The organism is Streptomyces sp. WAC 01529 (assembly GCF_003945545.1).
Taxonomy (GTDB): domain Bacteria; phylum Actinomycetota; class Actinomycetes; order Streptomycetales; family Streptomycetaceae; genus Streptomyces; species Streptomyces anatolicus.
Map to the genome: position 1 here is coordinate 489,398 of NZ_CP029617.1, position 23,414 is coordinate 512,811.

Genomic DNA, 23,414 nt, shown 5'->3' on the forward strand with positions numbered 1-23,414 from the left:
TGTTACTCCTCTACGAACATCTTGCGCAGGCCGGGTCGGCGCGGAGCAGCCGATTCCGCCGTCCACGCGGCGAGCGCGGCCACTGTCGGCAGGTCGAAGATCTTGCGGATGGGTATCTCTATCGCCAGTTCGGCACGGGCGCGGCTGATCAGCCGGGTGGCGAGCAGGGAGTGCCCGCCGAGCTCGAAGAAGCCGTCGTCGATGCCGACCCGGTCCACGCCGAGCACCTCGGCGAAGAGTTCGGCCAGGGTCTCCTCGCGGGGGGTGCGGGGGGCCCGGTAGGGGGCGGTGGTGTACTCCGGTTCGGGCAGTGCGCCCCGGTCGAGCTTGCCGTTCGGGGCCAGGGGCAGCCGGTCGAGGGTCACGAAGGCGGACGGCACCATGAAGTCCGGCAGCCGCTCCGAGACGAAGGCGTGCAGCTCCTTCGAGTGCGGGCCGCGCTGGTCGTCGGTGGTCGTGCTGCCGAGGGTGACGGCGGGGACGACGTACGCCACCAGCTGCTTGGTGCCGCCGCCGCGTCCCTCGCGGGCGATGACGGCGGCCTGCGCGACGCCGGGGTGCGCGGTGAGCGCGGCCTCGACCTCGGCGGGCTCGACGCGGAAGCCGCGCACCTTGACCTGCGTGTCCCCGCGGCCCACGTACTCCAGTTGGCCCTCGTCGTTGAGGCGGGCCAGGTCGCCGGTGCGGTACACGCGCGCGCCGGGCGGGCCGTACGGGTCGGCGACGAAGCGTTCGGCGGTCAGCGCGGGGCGTCCGTGGTAGCCGCGGCCCACGTTCCCGCCGACGTACAGCTCACCGACGGCTCCCGGCGGCACCGGGGCGAGGCCCGGACCGAGGACGTAGGTCCGCATGTTGCCGAGCGGGGTGCCGACGGGCGCGCTGCCCGTCCAGCCGCGCGGGTCGCCGTCGACGGTGAAGGTGGTGGCGTAGAACGTCTCGCTCTGCCCGTAGGCGTTGACGACCCGGACCCCCGGGAAGGCCTCCCGCGTCTTCTCGACGAGCGCCGCGGGCAGGGCCTCCCCGGCGAAGACGACCGTCTCCACGCTGGTGCGGCCGGAGATCTCCTCGACCAGCTCGGCGAAGGCGGACGGCACGGTGGAGATGACGCCGCCGCTCCAGCCCTTGCGGTCGCCCAACACCAGGACGTCCGGGACGAGTTCGACGACGCCGCCCGTGGCGAGTGTCGTGAAGATCTCGAACGCGGAGACGTCGAAGTTGATGGACGTCCCGGCGAGGAGCCGTTTGCCCGGCTCCGTGCCCACGCGGGAGGCGAGCCGCAGGACGCCGTTGACGACGTTCGCGTGGGTGATGGCGACGCCCTTGGGCTTGCCCGTGGAGCCGGAGGTGTACATCACGTAGGCCAACTGGTCCGCGTGGAGTGGCCGGTCGAGGAGCGGGGCGTCCGCCGACAGGTCGAGCGCGTCGAGGAAGACGTCCGGGGCGTCGTGCTCCGGCAGTACGGCGGCCGTCGCGGTGTCCGTCAGGACCAGGTGCGGCCGTGCCTCCTGGAAGATGGACGCCAGGCGGTGGCTGGGATACCTGGGGTCGACCGGCAGATACGCCCCACCGGCCTTCAGGACCGCGAGCAGGGCGACCACCAGGTCCGCCGTGCGCGGCAGCGAGACCGCGACCACCGACTCCGGGCCCACGCCGCGCCCGGCCAGTGCGCGCGCCAGGCGCTCGGCCCGGGCGGTCACCTCGCGGTACGTGAGCGACGCGTCCTCGGCGATCAGCGCGAGCTCGTCGGGGCTCCGCTCCGCCTGGGCCTCGACGAGCCCGGTGATCGTCACGTCCGGGGTCGGGACGGCCGTGTCGTTGAACTCCACGAGGAGGCGGTCGCGTTCGGCCGGCTCCAGGACGTCGAGCCGGGCGACCTTCCGTTCGGGGGTGGCCGCCAGCTGTTCCAGGATGCGCACGAACCGGGCCGCGTACGCCTCCACCGTGTCCCGGTCGAAGAGGCCGGGGGTGTACTGGAGGAGGAACTCCAGGCGCGTCTCGGCCGCCGCCATCAGGGCCAGTGGGTAGTGGGTGCCGTTGGTCGGGCGCAGGCCGGTGAAGGCGATGCCGTCCGCGGCCTCGGTGGCGGCGCTGATGCCCTCCCGGTCGACCGGGTAGGACTCGAAGACCACCAGCGTGTCGAAGAGGGCCGGCAGGCCGAGAGACCGCTGGATCTGCGGGAGGCTGTAGTGGTGGTGCTCCATGAGGCCGGCCTGCCGGTCCTGGAGCCGGGTCACGACCTCGGCGAGGGTGTCGCCCGGCGCGTACTCCACGCGTACGGGCAGGGTGTTGATGAACATCCCCACCATCGACTCGACGTCCGCCACCGCAGGCGGCCGCCCGGAGACGGTGGCGCCGAACACCAGGTCCTGGCGGCCGGTGAGCTGACCGAGCAGGAGCGCCCAGGCCCCCTGGACGAGGGTGTTGATCGTGACGCCCAACGCGGCGGCGCGCCGGTTGAGTTCGCCGGACATCTCGAGCGGGACGCTGAACTCGATCTGGTCGAGACCGTCACCGCCCGCCGCTCCCGGCACGAGCAGGGTCGGCTCGTCCACCCCGGCCAGCTCGGCCGCCCACGCCCGCGCCGCCTCGCCCTGGTCCTGCTGCGCGCGCCAGGCCAGGAACTCGCCGAAGCCGCGTGTGTGGGGCAGGCCGGATTCCTCGCCGTGGGAGGCGTAGAGCAGCAGCAGGTCCCGCATGAGCAGGGGCGCGGACCAGCCGTCGGACAGCACGTGGTGGACGGTGAGCACGAGTTCGGCCCGGCCGGGTTCCAGGACGGCGAGGGCGAGCCGTAGCAGGGGTGGGCTGTCCACGTCGAAGTGGGCGGCCCGGTCCTCGGTGAGGAACCGCTCGAAGGTCTCGGTCCGCTCCGCCTCACCGGCCCCGGTGAGGTCGAGGTACCGCCACGGCAGGGTCACCCCGTCGGCGGGCACCACCTGCACCTGCTCGCCGTCGGCCCGGTTGACGAACGCGGCACGGAGGTTGGGGTAGCGCCCGAGCAGTGCCTGCCCGGCCCGGCGCATCCGCTCCGGGTCGACCTCGCCGGACAGCTGGAACACCAGCTGTATGTGGTACGGGTCGAACGACGTTCCGGCCAGCAGCGAGTGGAACAGGATGCCGGACTGGGTCGGGGTGGTCGGCCATATCTCGGTCAGCCTGCCGAGCCGGGACTCCCAGGTGTCGATCTCCTCCTGGCTCACGTCGACGAGGGGGGCGTCGCTCGGGGTCAGCCCGCCGGCGTCCGGTGCTGTGGCGTGCCGGGCCAGGGCGGTGAGCGCCCGGATCCACAGCTCGCTTAGCTCGGTCACCTCCTCGCGGGAGAGCACACCGGTCGGAAAGCCGAAGTAGGCGGTCAGTTCCTCGCCGTCCTCGCCGGGAGTGGCTACCGCGTTGATCTCCAGCGCCGACAGCACGGGCATGTCGGCGTCCGGGGCGGCGATCAGGTCCTGGTGGGTGGTGTCCGGCCCCCAGCCCAGGCCGCGCAGCTCCTCGGGGATGTCGGCCCCGGAGGTACGGCCGAGGTAGTTGAAGCCGATCTGCGGTTCCGGCGCCGTGGCCAGCGCGGCGGCGGTGTCGGGGTTGAGGTGGCGCAGCAGGCCGTAGCCGATGCCGTTGTCCGGCACCGCCCGCAGCTGTTCCTTGACGGCCTTGATCGCCCGGCCCGCGCCCGGGCCGCCCGCGAGGGCGTCCGCCACGTCGATGCCGGCCACGTCGAGGCGCACGGGGTAGAGCGAAGTGAACCATCCGACCGTGCCCGACAGGTCCGCGCCCGGCACCACGTGCTCTTCCCGGCCGTGCCCTTCCATCCTGACCAGCGTCGAGGACCCGGCCAGGCCCCGGGTGCGGCGCCAGTCGGCGACGGCCAGGGCGAGTCCGGCCAGCAGGCCGTCGTCGGGCCCGCCACGGAACACCGCGGGCACCGTGGTGAGCAGCGCCTTGGTGACGTCCGCCGGGACGCGGACGCGCACCGTGTCGACGGTGGCCGTGACATCACGCGTGCGGTCCAGCGCGCGCGCTCCGAGCACGGGCTCGTCCGATGCCAGGACGCGCTGCCAGACGGGGAGTTCCGCGACCCGCTCCGGGTCGGCCGCCTCGTCGGCCAAGGCATGCGCCCACCGGCGCAGCGAGGTGCCCGCCCTCGCCGGTTCCGGGGCGCGGCCGTCCCGGACGCGCCGCCACGCCGCGATCAGGTCCGGAACGAGGATGCGCCACGAGACCCCGTCGACGACCAGGTGGTGCAGGACGATCAGCAATCGATCCGCACCCGTGCCGGAGGTGAACCACACGAACTGCGCCATGACGCCCGCGTCCGGGTCCAGTCTGCCCGCGGCGGCGTCCAGTTCGGCGTGCACGTCGGCGTCGCCGCGGGGGACCTCGCGCAGCAGCGCGTCGGCGTCCACACTGCCCGGCGGCGCGATCGACAGGCCCGATCGGGCCCGGTCGAGCCGGGAGCGCAGCACGTCGTGGCGGTCCAGCACATCCTGCACCGTCGCGACCAGCGCCGCCCGGTCGACATCCTCGGGCAGGGTGAGCATCCCGGACATGGAGAACCGGCCGAGGCCGCCGCCCAGCGCGAGAACGTGCGCCGCCATCGGGGGCAGCGGGGCCCAGCCGACGCCGCCGCCGGGCAGCTCGGCCAGGGTCGCGGCCTCCTCTCCCGCCCGTCCTTCGACGAGTTCCGCGAGCCGGGCGACGGTGCGGTGTTCGAAGACCTCCCGCGTGCTGACCGTCACGCCCCGCGCCTTGGCCCGCGCGACGACCTGGATGGAACGGATGCTGTCCCCGCCCGTGGCGAAGAAGTCGTCGTCGATCCCGACCCGTTCCAGGCCGAGCACTTCGGCGAAGAGCGCGCTGAAGGTCTCCTCGCACTGGTTGCGCGGCGCCCGGCCGGTCGAGCCCTGCGCGTAGTCCGGCGGCGGCAGCGCCCTGCGGTTCAGCTTCCCGCTCGGGGTCAGCGGTATCTCCGACAGCGGTACGACCGCGGTGGGCACCATGTAGTCCGGCAGGCACCCGTGGAGGTGTTCGCGCAGCTCGACGAGCATGGGGCCGATCGACTTGGCGAGCGCGGGGGCGTTCGCCCGGGCCCGCCGGCCCACGGCGCCGGGAACGAAGGTGCCCGAGACGGGCGGCTGCCCGGCCTGCCGCTCGGGCAGCAGCAGCGCGTCGAAGTAGCGCGCGTCCTCGCCGGACAAGGTGAGGACCGCGTCCCGGTGGTTCTCCCCCGCCCACCGCGACAGCTCCCGCGGATCGACCGGGCGACCGGGCATGGGCGCGGGGTCGAGGAGGCCTGCCGCGACCGCGACGGCGGTCTCCTCGACCAGCCGCGCGTTGGGTATGCCGGTCACCCGCACCGGGCCGAATCCCACCCGCTCCTCGACTTGGCCCAGGTCGGGCAGGTCGGACAGCTGGCCGCCCCAGGGCACCGAGGGCACGTCGGCCAGGTCGAGCGCTCCGGCGGGGTTCTTGTGCAGGACCACCTCATAGCGGTGCCGGGTCAGTTCGTTGTGCGCCTGCCCCGGCTTCAGCCGGATGTCGACGCCGACGGGGCGGTCCGCCGCCCACTCGGTGAACCACTCGGGGGCGACCACCAGTTCTCGTTCGGCGAGCAGTTCCTTCTCCACCAGCGTCCGCAGATCCTCGTACGAGGCGTGCGGGTGCGCCGCGCGCTGCACCGCGGTGAGCAGCAGCCGGAGCGTCGTGAGGTTGCGGACGTCACCGACGATGACCCGGCCGCCCGGCGCCAGCAGTTCCATGGCCCCGCTCAGGACCCGGTCCAGGTACTCCGCGCTCGGGAAGTACTGGACCACCGAGTTCAGCACCACGGTGTCGAACCGGCCGGGCGGCAACCCGGCCAGATCGTCGGCCGCCTGGGCGCTCAGCCGTATCCGGTCGCCGTAGCCCGCCTGTTCGGCCTGGGCCCTGACGCGGTCCACCACCGGCGCCGAGATGTCGGTGCCCCAGTACTCGTCGACCTCACCGACGATCTTCGCCATCAGCAGGCCGGCGCCCACCCCGATGTCCAGCACCCGCCGTGGCGCGTACCGCAGCACCTGGGCGACCGCCGCGTCCCGCCACTCCCGCATCTGTTCGCGCGGGATGGGTTCACCGTCGTACGAGGACGTCCACATCTGGAAGTCCTCGCCCCACTCCTGGTCCTCGGAGGCGCGGTAGCTGGCGTCGTAGACCTGGCGCCATTCATCGGCCTGACCGTCCACGTCCGCCACCGCGGCGCCCGGATCAGGCACCACGTAGCCCACGAGACGCTTGTCGCCCGGCTGCTCCTCGCGGACCACGACCGCCGCCTGCGCCACACCGGGGTGCCCGGTCAGCGCCTGCTCGATCTCGCTCAGTTCGATGCGGAAGCCGCGGATCTTGACCTGGAAGTCGGTGCGGCCGAGGTATTCGACCTGGCCGTCCTCGTTCCACCGGGCCAGGTCGCCGGTGCGGTACATCCGGGTGCCGGGTTCGCCGTAGGGGCAGGCGACGAAACGGTGCGCGGTCAGCGCGGACTGTCCGAGGTAGCCCCTGGCGAGCCCGGCACCGGCGAGGTACAGCTCGCCGGCCACTCCCGGCGGCACCGGGCGCAGCGCCACGTCCAGCACGTACACCTGGGTGTTCCACACGGGGGCGCCGATGGGCACCCGGTCGGCGCCCGGCACGTGCTGCCAGGCGGTGACCTCCACCGCCGCCTCGGTGGGTCCGTAGAGGTTGTGGACCCCGCAGCCCGGCAGCACGCCGGAGACCTTGTTGGCCAGCGCGGCCGGGAACGCCTCGCCCGCGACTTCCATCCAGCGCAGGCTGGTGCACTCCTTCGCCGCCGGCTCGGTGATGAACACCTCCAGCAAGGACGGCACGAAGTCCGCGCCCGTCACCCGCTCCCGCTTGATCAGCTCCGCCAGATAGGCCGGGTCGCGGCGGCCGTCGGGGCGTGCGATCACCACGGCGGCGCCCTTCTGCAGGGGCGCGAAGAGCTCCGGCACGGACACGTCGAAACTGGCGGACGTGCTGAGGAGCACCCGGTCCTCGGCCGTGACGTCGAAGTGGGCGAGGCCCCACGCCAGCCGGTTCATGATCGACCGGTGGGACACCTGCACCCCCTTCGGCCCGCCCGTGGAGCCGGAGGTGTAGATGACGTACGCCGCGTTGTCCGGCGACAGCGTCCGCTCCGGGTTCACCGTGGGGTGGCCCGATACCTCGGGAAGTGTGCCGTCGAGCACCAGCAGCGGCTGCGCGCTCTCCAGCAGATGCCGCGCCCGGTCCTCGGGCAGGTCGGTGTCGATCGGCAGGTAGGCGGCGCCCGCCTTGACCACCGCGTAGACCGCCACCATCAGGTCGACCGAGCGCGGGACGCGCACCGCGACCAGCCGCTCGGGGCCCGCGCCCCGCTCGATCAGCCAGTGCGCCAGCTGGTTGGCGCGCCGGTTGAACTCCGCGTACGACAGTCTCTCCTGCTCGCCGATGAGCGCCAGGCGGTCGGGGTCCCGCTCCACCTGCGCCTCGAACGCGCCCGGCAGGGTGTCCGCGGCCACCCGACGCGCGGTGTCGTTGACCTCCCGGACCAGCCGCTCCCGCTCGCCCGCCGCCAGCACGTCGATGTCCCCGAGACGCACGCTCGGGTCGGCGACCGCCTGGTGCAGGATGCGCACGAGCCGGTCGACGATGTCGACGGCCGTGGTGTGGTCGAACAGTTCCGCCGCGTACTCGAGCCGTCCGTAGGCGCGTCCGGACGCCTGCGGGACGATGTTGAAGAACAGGTCGAACTTCGCGGTGTCGGTGCCGGCGGGGGCGAGGGACGCCCGCAGGCCGGGCATCTCGATCTCCGGCCACACGAACTGCCAGGCGAGCATCACCTGGAAGAGCGGTTGGTAGGAGGTGGAACGTTCCAGGTCGAGCAGTTCCACCAGCCGCTCGAAGGGAACGTCCTGGTTGTCGTAGGCGGCGAGGGCCTTGTCCCGGACCTGCGCCACCAGATCGCCGAACGAGGGGTTCTTCGCGAGGTCGACGCGCAGCACCCAGGTGTTGACGAAGAACCCGATCAGGTCGGCCAGGGCCTCGTCGGTGCGGCCCTCGATCGGGCTGCCGATCGTCACGTCCTCGCCGGCCCCCAGCTTCTGCAGCAGCACCGCCAGCGCGGCCTGGACCACCATCGGGGCCGTGGCACCGCGTTCGGCGGCCAGCTTGCCGAGCCCGGCGACCAGGTCGGGTTCCATCAGGAAGTCGACGTGGCCGCCGTCGTAACCGGCCACCGCCGGCCGCGGCCGGTCCAGCGGCAGCTGCACCGGTTGCGGCACTTCGGCCAACTCCCGGCGCCAGTAGGCGATCTGCGGCGCGGCGACGCTCTCGCGGTCGCCGTCCTCGCCCAGCAGCTGCCGCTGCCACAGCGTGTAGTCCTTGTACTGCACCGGCAGGGGCGTCCACTGTGGCGCGTCCCCGCGGTGCCGGGCCGTGTAGGCCTCCACCAGGTCCCGCAGGAACGGTGCCATCGACGCCCCGTCCGCGGCGATGTGGTGGAACACGAACGTCAGGACGTGTTCCTTCGGGGAGAGACGGAAGACGAAGGTCCGCAGCGGGAGGTCGGCCTCCAGGTCGAAGCACTCGTTCGCCGCCCCGCTCATCGCGTCGTCCAGCTCCGCCGCGGCCACGTCGAGCACCCGGAACTGGACGTCCGCCTCCTGCGGGGCGAGGATCCGCTGCTCAGGTGTGCCGTCCGCGTTCTCGACGACCAGGGTGCGCAGGCTCTCGTGCCGGGTGACGACGTCCGTCACCGCCGCGGCCAGGGCCGCCGTGTCCAGCTCCCCGTCCAGGCGCAGCGCGAACGGGATGTTGTAGGTCGCGGACGAGCCTTCCAGACGGTGGAGGAACCACATCCGACGCTGGGCAAAGGACAACGGGATCATCGACGCTACTCCTGTACGGTCATCTGTCGCAGCTGGGGGCGCTTCGAGCGGGCCGACTTCTTGATCGTCTCCGCCAGTTGGGCGACGGTCGGATTGCGGAACACCGTCGTGACTTTCACGTCGACGTCGAGCTCGTTGCGGATGCGGCCGATCAGCCGGGTGGCCAGCAGCGAATGCCCTCCGTGGTCGAAGAAGTCGATGTCGATGCCGACCTCCTCCACCCCGAGCAGCTCCGCGAAGAGCCGGCAGAGCACTTCCTCGTTGTGGTCGCGCGGTCCTCGCCCGGCGGCGAGTTCCGGCTGGTCGGGTGCGGGCAGCGCGTTGCGGTCGACCTTGCCGTTCGGCGTCACCGGAATGCTGTCGAGGAGCACCAGGTGGGCGGGGACCATGTAGTCGGGCAGATGGCGCTCCAGGTGAGCGCGCACCTCGCGGGTGAGCTGGGCGGGGCTGTGCCATCCGGCGGACGCCGGGGCCGCCGGGGGCGGGGGCGGGGCGTCGTGGCTGTCGCGGGTGGCGTACAGCTGGCTCATCCCGGTGCCCTCAAGGCCTTGCGGGGTCTCCACGACGACGTGGAAGCCCTTGGTCTCCAGCATCTTCGTCACGACCGCGACCCGGTCGTCGACGTCGTGCACCTCGGCGACGACCTGGCGGATGATCGGCCAGTGCTCGGGCTCGATGCCGCGCAGGGCGGCCAGTTCGCTCTTCTCCGCGTCGACCTTCAGCACGTCCACCGCGGTGAGTCCGTTCTCCCGGATCACCTGTGACACGGTGCGCAGTTCCACGTCGACCCGTGTGCTCGCCAGCCGGTCGGCCAGCAGATCGGTCAGTTGGTCGTCCTCGACGGCGTTCGCACCGCGTTCGTTGGCGATGACCCGGCGCAGCGTCTCCTGCTCCGTCGCCTCGTCCGCGAACTGCCCCGACATCAGTGACATCTCGGGGTAGTAGGTGAACTCCGCGCGCCCGGGGGTGTCCGAGATGCCGCAGTCGGTCACCACGGCGTCCAGGCCGTGCAGCTGGGCGTTGATCCGGTAGAACTCGGCCGACTCGGGCATGGGCTCGACCGCGTACACCCGCACGTCGCGCGCCACCGACCCGGCCCACAGCCCGAACATGCCGACGTGGCCGCCCACGTCGACGACGCACGCGCCGTCGTCGAAGGTCACCCCGCCGCGCGCGTACTCGCCCCGCTGGAAGATCTCGTCGTAGAGATAGGAGATGTTCGACTTGTTGCGCCCGGCCACCAGCATGCCGTTGGGCAGTTCGTGCAGTTCGACGTCGGCCAGCCGCCCCGCCTTCTCCAGCTCGCGGTACTCGGTCACGCCCGGCGCCGCCTCGGGGTCCACCACCAGGTATCCGGCCAGCTGCCGGTCGCCGGTGGCGTCCTCGCGGGCGATCACCGTGGCCTGGCGCACGGCGGGGTGGCGGGTCAACTGGCTCTCGATCTCGCCCAGTTCGATGCGGAATCCGCGGATCTTCACCTGGAAGTCGGAGCGCCCGACGTAGTCCAGTTCGCCGTCCGGGTTCCACCGCACGATGTCGCCGGTGCGGTACATCCGGGCTCCCACCTCGCCGTAGGGGCACGCCACGAACCGGTCCGCGGTCAGTGCGGCCTGACCGAGGTAGCCCCGCGCGAGTCCGGCGCCGGCGAGGTACAGCTCGCCGTCGACGCCGGGCGGCACCGGGCGCAGCGCCGCGTCCAGCACGTATACCCGTGTGTTCCAGATCGGCAGGCCGATCGGCACGGGCCCGGAGCCCTCCGGCACACAGGTGTGGTGCGTCACGTCGACGGCGGCCTCGGTCGGGCCGTACAGGTTGTGCAAGGCGACGGCCGGCAGGGTGCGCGCGAAGGCGTGCGCGGTCTCGCGGGGCAGGGCCTCGCCGCTGCAGAACACCCGGCGCAGCGGCTCGTCACAGCGGGCGGCGGCCGGTTCGGCCAGGAAGGCCTGGAGCATCGACGGCACGAAGTGGCAGGTGGTGACGGACTGCTCGCGGATCAGCCGGGCCAGGTAGGCCGGATCCTTGTGTCCGTCGGGCTCCGCGATCACCAGGGCCGCGCCTTCCTGGAGCGGCCAGAAGAACTCCCACACCGATACGTCGAACGACGACGGTGTCTTCTGCAGTACGCGGTCCTCGGGAGTGAGCCGGTACGTGTCCTGCATCCAGCGCAGCCGGTTGTTGATCGCCCGGTGCGACACCTGTACGCCCTTGGGGGTGCCGCTGGAGCCCGAGGTGTAGATGACGTACGCGGCGTTGTCCGGTGCGAGCGTGCGCCGCGGGTTCACCGTCGGGTATCCGGAGACGTCCGGGAGGCGTTCGTCGAGGACCAGCAGCGGTTTCGCGGCCTCCAGCATGTGGCGTACGCGGTCCTCGGGCAGGTCGCTGCCGACCGGCAGATAGGCCGCGCCCGCCTTGACCACCGCGTGCAGGGCCACCAGCAGGTCCACGGAGCGGGGAACCCGGACCGCGACGACCTGCTCGGGGCCCGCGCCGCGCTCGACCAGCCAGTGCGCCAGCTGGTTGGCACGCCGGTTGAGTTCGCCGTAGGTCAGCGTCTCCCGCTCCCCGATCAGTGCGAGGCGCTCGGGGCCGCGCTCCACCTGGGCCTCGAAGGCGCTCGGCAGGGTGTCGTCGGCGACCGGGTGTGCCGTGTCGTTGACCCGGGAGACCGTCCACTCCCGCTCCTCGTCGCTGAGCACCCCGATGGTGCCGACGAGGACCGTCGGGTCGGTGCGCACCTGCTCCAGGACCCGGACGAGCCGGGCGGCGACCACCTCGGCCGCGTCGCGGTCGTAGAGGTTGTTCTGGTAGTCGATGGAGAGCCGCAGGTAGGGGTCGGCGGAGTTGAGGCTGAGCGGGTAGTGGGAGCCGGCGAACGGCCGGATGCCGTCGATCGTGAAGCCCGCCGAGGTGTTCGCGTCGACGATGCCCTCGCGGTCGATCGGGTAGTTCTCGAAGGCGATCATCGTGTCGAACAGGGCGGGCAGTCCGGCGTCGCGCTGGATGTCGGCAAGCCCGTAGGAGTGGTGGTCGAGCAGCGCGGTCTGGCGGTCCTGCAGCTCGGTGATGACGTCGGCGATGGTGCGGTCCGGTCGGCAGAACACCCTGATCGGCAGGGAGTTGACGAAGAGGCCGACCATCTCGTCCGAGCCGGGCAGCTCCGCCGGGCGGCCGTTGACGGCGGCCCCGAACACCACGTCCTGCTGCCCGGTCAGCTTCGAGAGCAGGATGCCCCACGCGCCTTGCAGGAGCGTGTTCAGGGTGACGCCGAACTCCGCGGCGCGCCGGGCGAGTTCACGCCCCTTGTCGATGCTCAGCGGTACCTCGACCCGCCCGAGCGCGGTCCCCGTTCCCTGGAGGGGAGCGTGCGGGGCGACCAGAGTCGGCTGGTCGAATCCGGCGAGTTCGGCGGCCCACCGGGCGGCGGACTCCTCCCGGTCCCGTGTGGCCAGCCAGGCCAGGTAGTCGCCGTAGCTCCGGACCGGAGCGAGTTCGCCGGTCCCGGAGTACAGCTGGATCAGGTCCTTGAACACCAACGGCGACGACCAGCCGTCGAACACGGTGTGGTGCGCCGTGATGATGAGTTTGGCCCGTCGCGGTCCGCAGGTGAGCAGAGCCAGCCGGAACAGTGGCGGCCTGGTGGGGTCGAGGCGGTCGGCCCGGTCGTCGGCGAGGGCCCTGTCGAGCGCCGCGTCCTGCTCGGCTTCGCTGTGGCCGGTCAGGTCGACGTGCCGCCAGGGTACGGCGACGTGCTCCGCGACGACCTGCACCGGGTCGCCGCCCGCCGCGGTGAAGAACGCGGCGCGCAGGTTCGGGTACCGGTCGAGGAGCGCCTGCCCGGCCGCCCGCATGCGCGCCGGGTCCACGTGTCCGGACAGATGCAGGACGAACTGCATGTGGTAGACGTCGAAGGAGCCGTCGGCGACCGCGGCCTGGAACTGGATGCCGGACTGCCCGGACGACTGCGGCCAGATCTCGACGAGCCGTCCGTAGCGCTTCTCCCAGCTCTCGATCTCGTCCTGCCGCACCGAGACCAGCGGGGTGTCCGAGGGCGTGAGCCCGCCGGCATCCGGGCGCGCCGCGTGCGCGGCCATGCCGTGCAGCACGTCGACCCACAGATCGGCCAGTTCGGTGATCCGCTCCCGGGAGAGGACCCCGGTGGGGAACATGAAGACGGTCTGCAGGCGGGTGCCGTCGGCGGTGTCCGTGGCGACCGAGTTGACCTCCAGGGCGGAGAGCGCGGGCAGGTCGGGGTCGGACGCCGGGAGCAGGTCGGCGGACCATGCCGCCGGTCCCCAGCCGTCCGCGCGCAGGTGCTCGGGCACGTCGGTGCCGGAGATCCGGCCGAGGTAGTTGAACCCGATCTGCGGCGCCGGGTACCCGGCGAGCCGCGGGGCGGTCTCCGGGTTCAGATGGCGCAGCAGTCCGTAGCCCACGCCCTTGTCCGGAATGCCGCGCAGCTGCTCCTTGACCAGCTTGATCGCCTTGCCGGCCGCGGGCCCCCCGGCCAGTACGTCGGCCAGGTCCACCCCGGCGACGTCGACCCGCGCCGGGTACATGCTGGTGAACCATCCGACGGTCCGGGAGAGGTCGGCCCCGGGGACGACGTCCTCCGTACGCCCGTGGCCTTCCAGCCGGATCAGGGTCGAGCGGTCCGCGCCGCGCCACCGGTTCACCGCAAGGGCGAGCGCGGCGAGCAGCACGTCGGTCCCGGTTCCCCTGAAGGCCGCGGGCAGCCTGGTCAGCACCGCCTCGGTGACGTCGGCGGGCAGGTGCACGCGCACGGTGTCGACGGTGGACATCACATCCACCGCCGGGTCGAACGCCCGCGTGCCCAGCGGGGGGTTCGGCGCCTCCAGCAGGTCCCGCCAGTACGTCAGTTCAGCTTCCCGCTCCGGGGAGAGCGCCTCGGTCTCCAGCGCCGAGGCCCAGCGGCGGGCGGACGTCCCGACCGCGGGCAGCTCCGGCGTCCGGCCCGCCCGGACCTGTTGCCATGCCTCGGCCAGGTCCGACATGAGGATCCGCCAGGAGACCCCGTCCACCACGAGGTGGTGCAGTACGGCGAGGAGTCGGCCCGCGCCCGACTCGGCGGCGAACCACACGAAGTCCGCCATGGTCCCGGCGGCCGGGTCAAGTCGTCCGACGGCGGCGTCCAGCTCCGCCTTGCCCGCCTCCAGCAGGTGCGGCTCCTCCCACCGGCCGTCGCAGTCGACGCGGTGGATCAGGTCCGCCGCCCGCACGCAGCCCCGCGGACGGACGACGAGGGAGGGCTCGTCGCCGCGCACCAGCTGGGCGCGCAGGAGGTCGTGCCGGTCGAGTACGGCGTCCAGCGTCGCGGCGAGCCCGCTCGCGTCGATGCCCACGGGCAGTTCGAGCACCATCGCCATGGCGAACCGGTCCGTCCCGCCGCCGTGCCCGAACACCTCCCGGGCCACGGGCTGCAACGGCATCGGACCGACGCCGCCGCCCTCCTCCTCCGCGAGCACGGGCACCCGGTCCCGGCGGGTGGCGGCCACCTCGGCGAGGCGCGCCGCCGTGCGGCACTCGAAGACCTCCCGGGTGGTGAGCTCAAGGCCCCGGGCCCGGGCCCGCGCGACCACCTGGAGGGAGCGCAGGCTGTCCCCGCCCACGGCGAAGAAGTCGTCGTCGGCACCGACCCGGTCCACGCCGAGTACGTCCGCGTAGGCGGCGGTGATGATCGCCTCGGCCTCGTTGCGCGGTGCCCGGTAGCTCTCGCCCGTGAACTCCGGTTCGGGCAGGGCCGCGCGGTCCAGCTTGCCGGTCGAGGTGAGCGGCATCCGGCCGAGGACCACGAAGGCCGACGGGACCATGTAGTCGGGCAGGCGTGCCGCGACGAACTTGCGCAGCTCGGCGGCCGAGGCACCGGCCAGCACGTCCACGTCGCCGATGCCACCGGCGCCGTCGTCACCGACGCCGCCCTCACCGGCGTACACCACGTACGCGACGAGCCGCCGTCCGCCCGAGGGCGTCTCCCGGCTGACCACCACCGCCTGGCCCACCGCGGGGTGCTGCATGCACGCGGCCTCGACCTCGGCCGTCTCGATGCGGAAGCCGCGCACCTTCACCTGGCCGTCGGCCCTGCCGACGCACTCCAGTTCGCCCCGCGCGTTGCGGCGGGCGAGGTCACCCGTGCGGTACATCCGCTCGCCCGGCGCCCCGAACGGGTTCGCCACGTAGCGTTCGGCGGTCAGGTCCGGGCGTCCGTGGTAGCCGCGCCCCAGGCAGGTCCCGACCACGTACAGCTCGCCGACCACGCCCTGCGGCACCGGGGCGAGCCCCGGGCCCAGCACGTAGGCCCGCATGTTGCCCAGCGGGGTTCCGATCGGCGCGACCTCGCTCTGCGCCCATTCCTCGGAGGCCGGGAGGGAGTACGTGGTGGCGTAGAAGCTCTCGCTCTGCCCGTAGGAGTTGACGATCTGCACCCCGGGCAGGGCCTCGCGCACCTCCCGCACCAGCCGGGCCGGGAGCACGTCACCGGCGAAGACGACCGTGCGCACGTCGGGTGCCTTCTCCAGGTGACTGATGAGTTCCCCGAAGACCGAGGGGACCGCGCTGATCACATGGCCGTCCCAGGAGTCCCGCTCGGCGAGGGCCAGCGCGTTCGGCACCACCTCGGCCGTGCCGCCGGTGGACAGGGTGGTCAGCAGCTCGAAGACCGAGACGTCGAAGTTGATTGAGGTGGCGGCCAGCATGCGCCACCCGGGCGGCGCGTCCAGGACGCGCACCAGCTCCCGCACTCCGTTGACGACGTTGCGGTGGGTGATCGCCGCGCCCTTCGGCTTGCCCGTGGAGCCGGAGGTGTACATGACGTACGCCAGGTTGTCCGGACCGAGCGGTGCGACCCGGGCCGCGTCGTCCAGCGGCTCCTCGGAAGAGGGCCACCGCTCGCGGTGGTCCAGGTGGATGGCCGACATGCCGTTCTGCGGCAGGTCCTGCCAGGTCTCGGTGTCGGTGACCACGAACCGCGCGGCCGCCTCGGACAGTACGGTCTCCGCCCGCGCGCCGAGGTAGCCCGGGTCCATCGGCAGGTACGCGGCACCGGACTTGAGGATGCCCAGCAGGCCGACGACCAGGTCCTCGGTGCGGGGCAGCGCCAGTACCACCAGGTCCTCGGGCCCGGCGCCCCGCCGCACCAGCTCCCGCGCCACGCCGTTCGCCCGCTCGTCGAGTTGCCGGTAGGTCAGTGTGCGGTCGCCGCAGACGATCGCCGGGGCGTCCGGGGTCCTGGCGACCTGGTCTTCGAACAGCTCCGGGATCGTCAGCTCGGGCACCGCCGTGGCGGTGTCGTTGAACCGGTTGAGCACCTGGTCCCGTTCGGCCGCGTCGAGCACGTCGATGCCGCCGGTCCCGCGCCCAGGGTCGGCCACGAGCCGGCCGAGGACGCGCACGAACCGGTGTGCGATGTCCTCGGCCGTGGTCCTGTCGAACAGGTCGGTGGCGTACTCCAGACGGCAGCGCGCTCCGCCCGAGCCGTTCGGGATGATGTCGAAGAAGAGGTCGAACTTGGCCGTCCTCGTCTCCAGCCTCTCGGCCCGGGCGTCGAGGCCGGGGAACTCCATCCGCGGCACGGGCGGCTGCCAGGCGAGCATCACCTGGAAGAACGGGTTGTAGGCGGTTGACCTGTCCGGGTTGAGGAGCTCCACCAGCCGCTCGAAGGGCATGTCCTGGTTGTCGTACGCGGCGAGCGCCCGGTCCCGCACCCGCTGGAGCACCTGGCGGAAGGTGGGGTTCCCGGAGAGGTCGACGCGCAGCACCCAGGTGTTGACGAAGAAGCCGACGAGGTCCCGCAGCTCCTCGTCGGTGCGGCCCGCGATCGGTGCGCCGATCGGCACGTCGTCACCGCAGCCGAGGTGGTGCAGGAGGACCGCGAGCGCGGAGTGCATGACCATGGAGACCGTGGTGTCCGCCTGGGCGGCCAGCTGCTCCACGGACCGCAGCAGATCGGGGTCGATGGAGAAGGGGACCATGTCGCCGCGGTGGCTCATCGCCTTGGGGCGCCGGCGGTCGGTGGGTATGGCCAGCGGCTGGGCCAGATCGGCCAGCGTCTGCCGCCAGTACTCCAGTTGCCTCGCCGCCAGGCTCTGCGGGTCGGACTCGTCGCCGAGCATGTCCCGCTGCCACAGCGTGTAGTCCGCGTACTGCACCGGAAGCGGCTCCCACGCCGGGGCCCGGCCCTCGGTGCGGGCCGCGTAGGCCATCAGGAGGTCGCGGAAGAGCGGCCCGAAGGACTCCCCGTCCACGGCGATGTGGTGCATCACCAGCACCATGGTGTGCTCGCGCGGTCCGCGTCGCAGCAGCCTGGCGCGGACCGGCACGTCGGCGGCGAGGTCGAAGGTGGCGGTGGCCACCTCATCGACGGCCGCAGGCTCCGCTTCCTCCGTGACCTCGACGACCGGCAGGTCGAACGGCCTGCTGTCGAAGGGGAGCACCTGCTGGTGCGGAACGCCGTCGTCATCCTCGACGATCACCGTACGAAGGGCCTCGTGCCGGTCGATGACATCGCGGAGCGCCGACTCCAGGGCGCCCACGTCCAGTTCGCCGGTCAGCCGCAGGGCGAAAGCGCCGTTGTACGTCGGCGAAGGGCCTTCGAACCGGTCCACGAACCACAGTCGGCGCTGCGCGAACGACAACGGAATCATTGTTCCTCCAAATCGATGGAGCCACCAGGGAGCGCTCCGCCCTCAGTTCTGATCGAGTACCGCCAGCAGTTCGGCGTTGTAGAAGTCGTCGAAGGAACACGCACCGGAGACCGTCGAGAAGTACCGGTCGATCAGCTCCTGGTGACCGACCAGTTTCCGCAGCATCTCCATACGCCCCTGCGGCTTCAGTTCGGCCACGTTGAGCGCGCCCTGGTAGATGTCGGAGAAGGTCTCCTCCAGGTCTTCCTCGTAGCACCGCAGCGCCTCTTCGAGCGCCGCCTCGTCGTGCAGCCGCTCTCCGATGTGCCCGGTGAGCGACTGGGCCTGGAGAAAGGCGTCGGTGATGCCGCGCGCGGTGATGGAGTCCTTGTGGTGGACCGCGTCACCGAGCAGCACCCACCCGGGCCCGTAGGCCTTGCGGAAGTAGTTCTCCTGGTGTCCGGTGCCGTACAGCTGCTCCACGCGCTCGCCCGCAGACATCCGTTCGGACAGCTCCGGGCTCGTCGAGCGGACGGCTTCGAGATAGGCGGGTTCCACCGCCTTGCGCACCTCGGAGAACTCGTCCTGCGGGAAGTACGTCATGATCAGCGTGAGGCCGTCGTGGGTGGGGGCGGCGACGATCCAGCGTCCGGGCCGCTCGTACAGCTCGAAGCCCGCGGGAACACCTGCCCAGTAGCTGTAGTAGACGCAGCTCATCCGCGGGTGCTCGACCACGTTCCGCGCACCGGCCTTGCGGGCCACGAGCGAGCGCATGCCGTCGGCGCCGACGACCAGCCGCGCCCGCTCCGTCGCCTCGGCGCCGCCGGGCGTCGTGTAGCGCACCCCCACGACCCGATCGCCTTCGAAGACCAGGTCGGTGACCGCGCAGGACTCCTGGAACTCCACCCCCGACGCCACGGCACCCTCGGCGAGGATGGGGTCGAGCACGAACCGCCTCGGCGCGTAGGTCGTGCGGTGGCCGTCGACGGGCAGGGAGAAGCCGTCGAGACGGACGCCGGGGCCCTCGTAGCTCTCGTGGTCGATCGGCGGGCAGCCGGTGTCGCGGAGCTTGTCGAGCAGCCCCCACCGGCCGAGCAGCGCGACGCCCGGCTGGTGGATGTAATGCGAGGACAGTGTGTCCTGCGGGAACCGCGCCTTCTCCAGGAGCAGGACGCGGTATCCCTGCCGGGCGAACAGCATGGCCGCCGGCGAACCCGCACAACGGGCTCCTATGACAATGACGTCGTACATGGCGCCTCTCCGATCAGGTGGTTTTCGCACCCATGGATTCGATGTACTCGGAAATCGACGCCACCGTCGGGTTGAGGAACATCTGGTCGACCGGAACCTCGACGTCCAGTTCATCGATGTAAGCCATCTGGATTTTGGCCATGATCACGGACTGGCCGCCCAGGGCGAAGAAATCGTCGTCGACCGCTATGTCGTCGAGCTGGAGTTCCCGGCACCAGATGCCGCGCACCCTTTCGGCAATCATCACAATCCCTTCAGTCGATCGACCAGCGCCGCCCGGTCCGCTTTTCCGTGCGGACTCAACGGAAGTCGCGGGATATTGAGGAACCGGGCGGGAACCATGGATCGCGGCAGCGTCTCGAGGAGGCGCGGGCGCACGTCGTCCTCCGCGAGATCGGCTCCCGCCGGGACGAGGAACGCGACCAGCTCCGCCTCACCCGCCTCGGTGTACCGCGCCACCACGGCGGCCTCCCGCACCCCGGCGAGCCTGCCGAGCGCGCGCTCGACGTCACTGGGGTCGATGCGCATGCCCCGCACCTTCACCTGCGCGTCCATCCGGCCGGCGACGACCAGGTCCCCGGCCTCGTTCACCCGGCCGCGATCGCCCGTGCGGTAGAGCCTGCGCGGCGCGCCGTCGATCACGACCGTCGTGAACCGCTCGGAGTCGGGGCCCGTGCCGCCCAGGTAGCCCGCGCCGACGCCGGCCCCGGAGATGCAGACCTCGCCGTACTCCCCCGCCCCGACACCGCGCATCCGCTCGTCGAGGAGGTGGATCTCGGTGTTGTACGCAGGCCTGCCGACCGGCGCGGTGTCGTGTTCGCCCGGCCGGTACTCGGCAAGGTCGTACGAGGTCGCGACGTCCGTGCACTCGGCGACGCCGTACTGGTGCAGGAGGGTGCACGTATTGCCCTCGCGTCGCGCCCAGTCGACGATCCGTTCGACCTTCAGCGGCTCCCCGCCGAAGAGCACGTAGTCCAGTCGGCTGAGCACCTCGCCCCCGCGTGCGGTCTCCCAGTCCACCAACAGGTACAGCGTGCTCGAAGCGCAGTGCACCGTGCGTATCCCGTGCTCACGGAGCATGCGGTAGGCCATCGCCGCGTCGAAGTTCCGGCTCGCCATCAGGTGTTGGGTGGCGCCGCAGAACAGCGGCGCCATCAGGCTGCGTTGGGAGAGGTCGAAGCCGAACGCGCTGACCACGAGGTTGTGCGACCCGCGGCCCAGGCGGTATTCGAGCGCCAGCCAGTTCAGCAGGTTGTACCAGCCCTCGTGCCGCACCGCGGTCACCTTCGGTGTGCCGGTCGACCCGGAGGTGAAGACCGCGTAGCACACGTCGTCCCCGGTGACCGCGGTCTCGGGGTCGGTGACCGGCAGGCCCGCCAGGTGGTCGGTCAGCTGCTCGACGCCGACGATCTCGACGGCCGCCGACTCGACGAGTCGGGCGGTCGCCGGGGAGGCCACGATCAGGGCGAGGCCGGGGACCTGCCCGAGCAGCAGGCGCAGTCTCGCCGCCGGGTAGGACGGGTCGAACGGTACGTAGGCCGCGCCCGCCTTCAGCGTGCCGAGGATGGCGACGACCATGTCGGTCGAGTAGTCGAGGCAGACCCCGACCTTCGCCCCCCGGCCGTGTCCGCGTGCGGTGAGGAAGTGCGCGAACCGGTTGGCCCGAGCGTTCAGTTCCGCGTACGTCACCTGTTGTCCGGCGCAGAAGACGGCGACGGCGTCGGGGGTGGCCGCCGCGTGCGCCTCGAACCGCTTGTGGACGACGGGTGTCGCGGGCAGGGCAACCCGCTTTCCCTGAAGGATCATCAACTGACTCCGATGTGGAGGTGTCCGGTCGGGCGGGCCCCCGGCGTGCCACGGGGAACGGAGCGTGCCGGGCGGTCAGGCGGTGCGCCGGTCGGCGGCGTCGAGCACCTGGGTCACCCATTTGTCGACGGGCAGACCGTGCGCGGCGGCCACCTTGGAGTAGAAGTCCAGTTGGCCCGCGGACAGTTCGATGGTGAGCGTGGTGACCTGGGGCGCGGGCTCGTCGACGGACGCCGGCCGCTCCGCGGGCCGGGGCGCCTCCTGCTCCCCGGCGCCGTCACCGCTCGGTGCGATGCCGGCCTTCTCGGACTGCTCGGCCAGGCTGGCACGGACCGCCCTGCGGAGTTCGTTGCGCGACCACTTCAACTGCTCGGCCTTGCGCAGCCAGTAGTCCTGCTCGGGGGGTGCCAAGCGGGTCACCTCGGCGTGGTGGGCGAAGCTGAGGCTCTCCCGTCGGCGGCGGTGCTCGAACCGCCGGGCCACCCAGGCGTAGTTGCGCAGGGTCTGGTAGTCGAGCCCCGTCCTCTCCACCGCCTCCCGGTACCGGCGCCACCCGTAGGCGGCCTCACCGAAGATCAGCCAGTCGCCGAGCCACCACGCCGAGGAGTTCGTCAGCTCGCGCAGATTGGCGCCGATCCGTTCCCAGGACCGCTCCGACAGGTTCTGCGGAAAGGTCATTCCCGTCTTCCGCGCCTGCGCCTGTTCCCCCACGAAGGAGAGGATCACATCGCGCTGCGCGAGTTCACCGCCGGTGCTCACCGGCCCGGTCTGGCAGCTGTTAGCCGTTCTCACTCCGCCGCCATGGCCTGGCGCAGGCTCCTGGGCCGCAAGTCGGTCCAGTGCCGCTCCACGTACTCCAGGCACTCGCCCCTGGCCGCCTCGCCGAAGACCACCCGCCAGCCCGCGGGCACCTCGGCGAACACGGGCCACAAGGAGTGCTGGTCCTCGTCGTTGGCCAGGACGTAGAAGCTGCCGTTCTCGTCATCGAAAGGGTTCGTGCTCATTGCCACCATCCTTAATCGCCACGGGGTTTCCCGAAGTCACGGAGGTTCCGAAGCCGCGGGGTTTCCCGAAGTCACGGGGTGTTCCGAATTCGGAAATCGACAGGGCCGCGCACCGGTTCGCGGATCGGCGTCGTCCTGTCGACAGGACACCGGGCATCCGCGGCCACCCTGGAATGCTGACGCCACGCTAGGACCCGGCCCGCCCAGGCCGCAAGGACGAGGGAATTTCCGCACTCCCGGTCGTCCGACCGCACCTGTATCCCACTGGGGTTCTGTGCCACGATGGCCGAGCGGTGGACCGTGACCGGCCCACTTGAATGTGCATTTGAGCAATCTGCTCCCACCAAGGCGACCGAGAGAACGCGCGGTGAATGACGCGCCCGTGCGGGTGTCCCGCCAGAGCCTGGTCCCCGAGTGAAGGAATTCCTGTATGGACGCATTGGCCGAAGCCGTGCTCGCGGGTGCTTCACCTGACGAACTGATGCGGGAGGACGTGCCGGGCGAGTACCTGGCCGCGTATCTGCACGCGGACGACACCCGAATGTTCGGCGACATCCCGGACAAGGACGTACGCCGCTCCCTTCGGGTCGGCCGGGTGCCGATGCCCGAACTGGCGCCGGACGAGGCTCTGGTCGCGGTCATGGCCAGCTCCGTCAACTACAACACCGTCTGGTCGGCGACGTTCGAACCGCTGCCCACCTTCGACTTCCTGCGCCGCTTCGGCCGCCAGGGCGGGTACGCCGCCCGGCACGACCGGCCGCACCACGTGCTCGGCTCCGACGGCGCCGGCGTGATCGTGCGCGTCGGCACGGGCGTGCGGCACTGGCGCGTCGGCGACCACGTCGTCGTCTCCCCGTCCTACGTGGACGACCAGGAGCCCGCGACCCACGCCGACGGGATGCTCGGCGCGGAGCAGCGCGTGTGGGGATTCGAGACCAACTTCGGCGGCCTGGCCCACTACGCGGTGGTACGGGTCAACCAGTTGGTGCCCAAGCCCACGCACCTGTCCTGGGAGGAGGCGGCTTCCGTGCCGCTGTGCGGCAGCACCGCCTACCGGATGCTGGTCGGCGACCGCGGTGCGCGCATCAAGCAGGGCGACATCGTGCTGATCTGGGGAGCGACCGGCGGTCTCGGGGCCTACGCGGTGCAGTTGGTGAAGGCGGGCGGCGGCATCCCGGTCGGTGTGGTCAGCTCGGAGGAGAAGGCGCGCGCGCTGCGCCGGCTGGACTGCGACGTGGTCATCAACCGCAACGACATCGGCCTCGGCCACCGGGTCCCGACCCCGGACGAGGCCATCGCCCTCGGCAAGCAGCTCGGCAGGCGGATCAGGGCCGAGGTCGGCGAGGACCCGCATGTGGTGTTCGACTACATCGGCGCCGCCACCTTCGGCATCTCGGTGTTCGTGGTGCGCAAGGGCGGCACGGTCATCACCTGCGGGTCGAGCACCGGCTACCAGCACCAGTACGACAACCGCTATCTGTGGATGCACCTCAAACGGATCATCGGCAGCCACGCGGCCAACTGGCAGGAGCTGCAGGAGTGCAACCGACTGGTGCAGCTGGGCAAGCTCGTCCCCGCGCTCTCCACGGTGTTCCCGCTCGACGAGATCGGCGAGGCCGCACGGCTGGTGCAGAACAACGGGCACACCGGCAAGGTCGGGGTGCTGTGTCTGGCCCCGCACACCGGGCTCGGGGTCACCGACCCCGCCTTGCGCGCCCGGTTCGGCACGGACCGGCTCACCCCGCTCTGGGACCCGTCCCGGCCCTCCCCGTCCTCGCCCCCGGCCCCGGCCGTATCCGGGCCCACCGGCTGACCAGGAGGGA

8 protein-coding genes are annotated in these 23,414 nt (G+C 71.6%); 1 reads left to right on the forward strand and 7 read right to left on the reverse strand.

Features of this window, described 5'->3' with window-relative positions:
* Positions 1 to 2: 2 nt before the first annotated feature.
* From DMA15_RS02080 to DMA15_RS02110, 7 genes are all read right to left on the reverse strand, one after another.
* On the reverse strand, positions 3 to 8,894 hold the full coding sequence (locus DMA15_RS02080; protein ID WP_125510942.1) for a non-ribosomal peptide synthetase: 8,892 nt from the start codon (positions 8,892 to 8,894) through the stop codon (positions 3 to 5).
* A gap of 5 nt (positions 8,895 to 8,899) precedes the next feature.
* Positions 8,900 to 17,551 (reverse strand): non-ribosomal peptide synthetase, encoded by an 8,652-nt coding sequence (locus tag DMA15_RS37885; RefSeq protein ID WP_125510943.1) that lies wholly within the window; start codon positions 17,549 to 17,551, stop codon positions 8,900 to 8,902.
* Between the two features lie 42 nt (positions 17,552 to 17,593).
* Positions 17,594 to 18,781, reverse strand: coding sequence for an NAD(P)/FAD-dependent oxidoreductase (locus DMA15_RS02090; protein ID WP_125510944.1), 1,188 nt, complete (start codon positions 18,779 to 18,781; stop codon positions 17,594 to 17,596).
* A 13-nt stretch (positions 18,782 to 18,794) separates the two neighbouring features.
* Entirely contained in the window at positions 18,795 to 19,025 is a 231-nt protein-coding gene (locus DMA15_RS02095) for a phosphopantetheine-binding protein (protein WP_125510945.1), read from the reverse strand.
* Positions 19,025 to 20,587: an amino acid adenylation domain-containing protein gene (locus DMA15_RS02100; RefSeq protein ID WP_125510946.1), complete on the reverse strand. Its 1,563-nt coding sequence runs from the start codon at positions 20,585 to 20,587 to the stop codon at positions 19,025 to 19,027. The genes DMA15_RS02095 and DMA15_RS02100 overlap by 1 nt, the downstream gene beginning before the upstream one ends.
* Before the next feature lie 75 nt (positions 20,588 to 20,662).
* The gene (locus tag DMA15_RS02105) at positions 20,663 to 21,346 is read right to left on the reverse strand and encodes an LmbU family transcriptional regulator (RefSeq protein ID WP_276314316.1); all 684 of its coding nucleotides are present in this window, start codon (positions 21,344 to 21,346) and stop codon (positions 20,663 to 20,665) included.
* A 29-nt stretch (positions 21,347 to 21,375) separates the two neighbouring features.
* Entirely contained in the window at positions 21,376 to 21,591 is a 216-nt protein-coding gene (locus tag DMA15_RS02110) for an MbtH family protein (protein WP_125510947.1), read from the reverse strand.
* A 430-nt stretch (positions 21,592 to 22,021) separates the two neighbouring features.
* Between DMA15_RS02110 and ccrA the strand changes: the two genes are divergently transcribed.
* Positions 22,022 to 23,404 (forward strand): crotonyl-CoA carboxylase/reductase, encoded by a 1,383-nt coding sequence (gene ccrA / locus DMA15_RS02115; RefSeq protein WP_125510948.1) that lies wholly within the window; start codon positions 22,022 to 22,024, stop codon positions 23,402 to 23,404.
* Positions 23,405 to 23,414 lie beyond the last annotated feature (10 nt).

What these genes read in the sequence shown, in the direction of transcription:
- DMA15_RS02100 (WP_125510946.1), bottom strand. Translation starts at nt 20,587, where the DNA reads ATGATCCTTCAGGGAAAGCGGGTTGCCCTGCCCGCGACACCCGTCGTC.
- DMA15_RS37885 (WP_125510943.1), bottom strand. Translation starts at nt 17,551, where the DNA reads ATGATTCCGTTGTCGTTCGCGCAGCGCCGACTGTGGTTCGTGGACCGG.
- DMA15_RS02110 (WP_125510947.1), bottom strand. Translation starts at nt 21,591, where the DNA reads ATGAGCACGAACCCTTTCGATGACGAGAACGGCAGCTTCTACGTCCTG.
- DMA15_RS02090 (WP_125510944.1), bottom strand. Translation starts at nt 18,781, where the DNA reads ATGTACGACGTCATTGTCATAGGAGCCCGTTGTGCGGGTTCGCCGGCG.
- DMA15_RS02080 (WP_125510942.1), bottom strand. Translation starts at nt 8,894, where the DNA reads ATGATCCCGTTGTCCTTTGCCCAGCGTCGGATGTGGTTCCTCCACCGT.
- ccrA (WP_125510948.1), top strand. Translation starts at nt 22,022, where the DNA reads ATGGACGCATTGGCCGAAGCCGTGCTCGCGGGTGCTTCACCTGACGAA.
- DMA15_RS02095 (WP_125510945.1), bottom strand. Translation starts at nt 19,025, where the DNA reads ATGATTGCCGAAAGGGTGCGCGGCATCTGGTGCCGGGAACTCCAGCTC.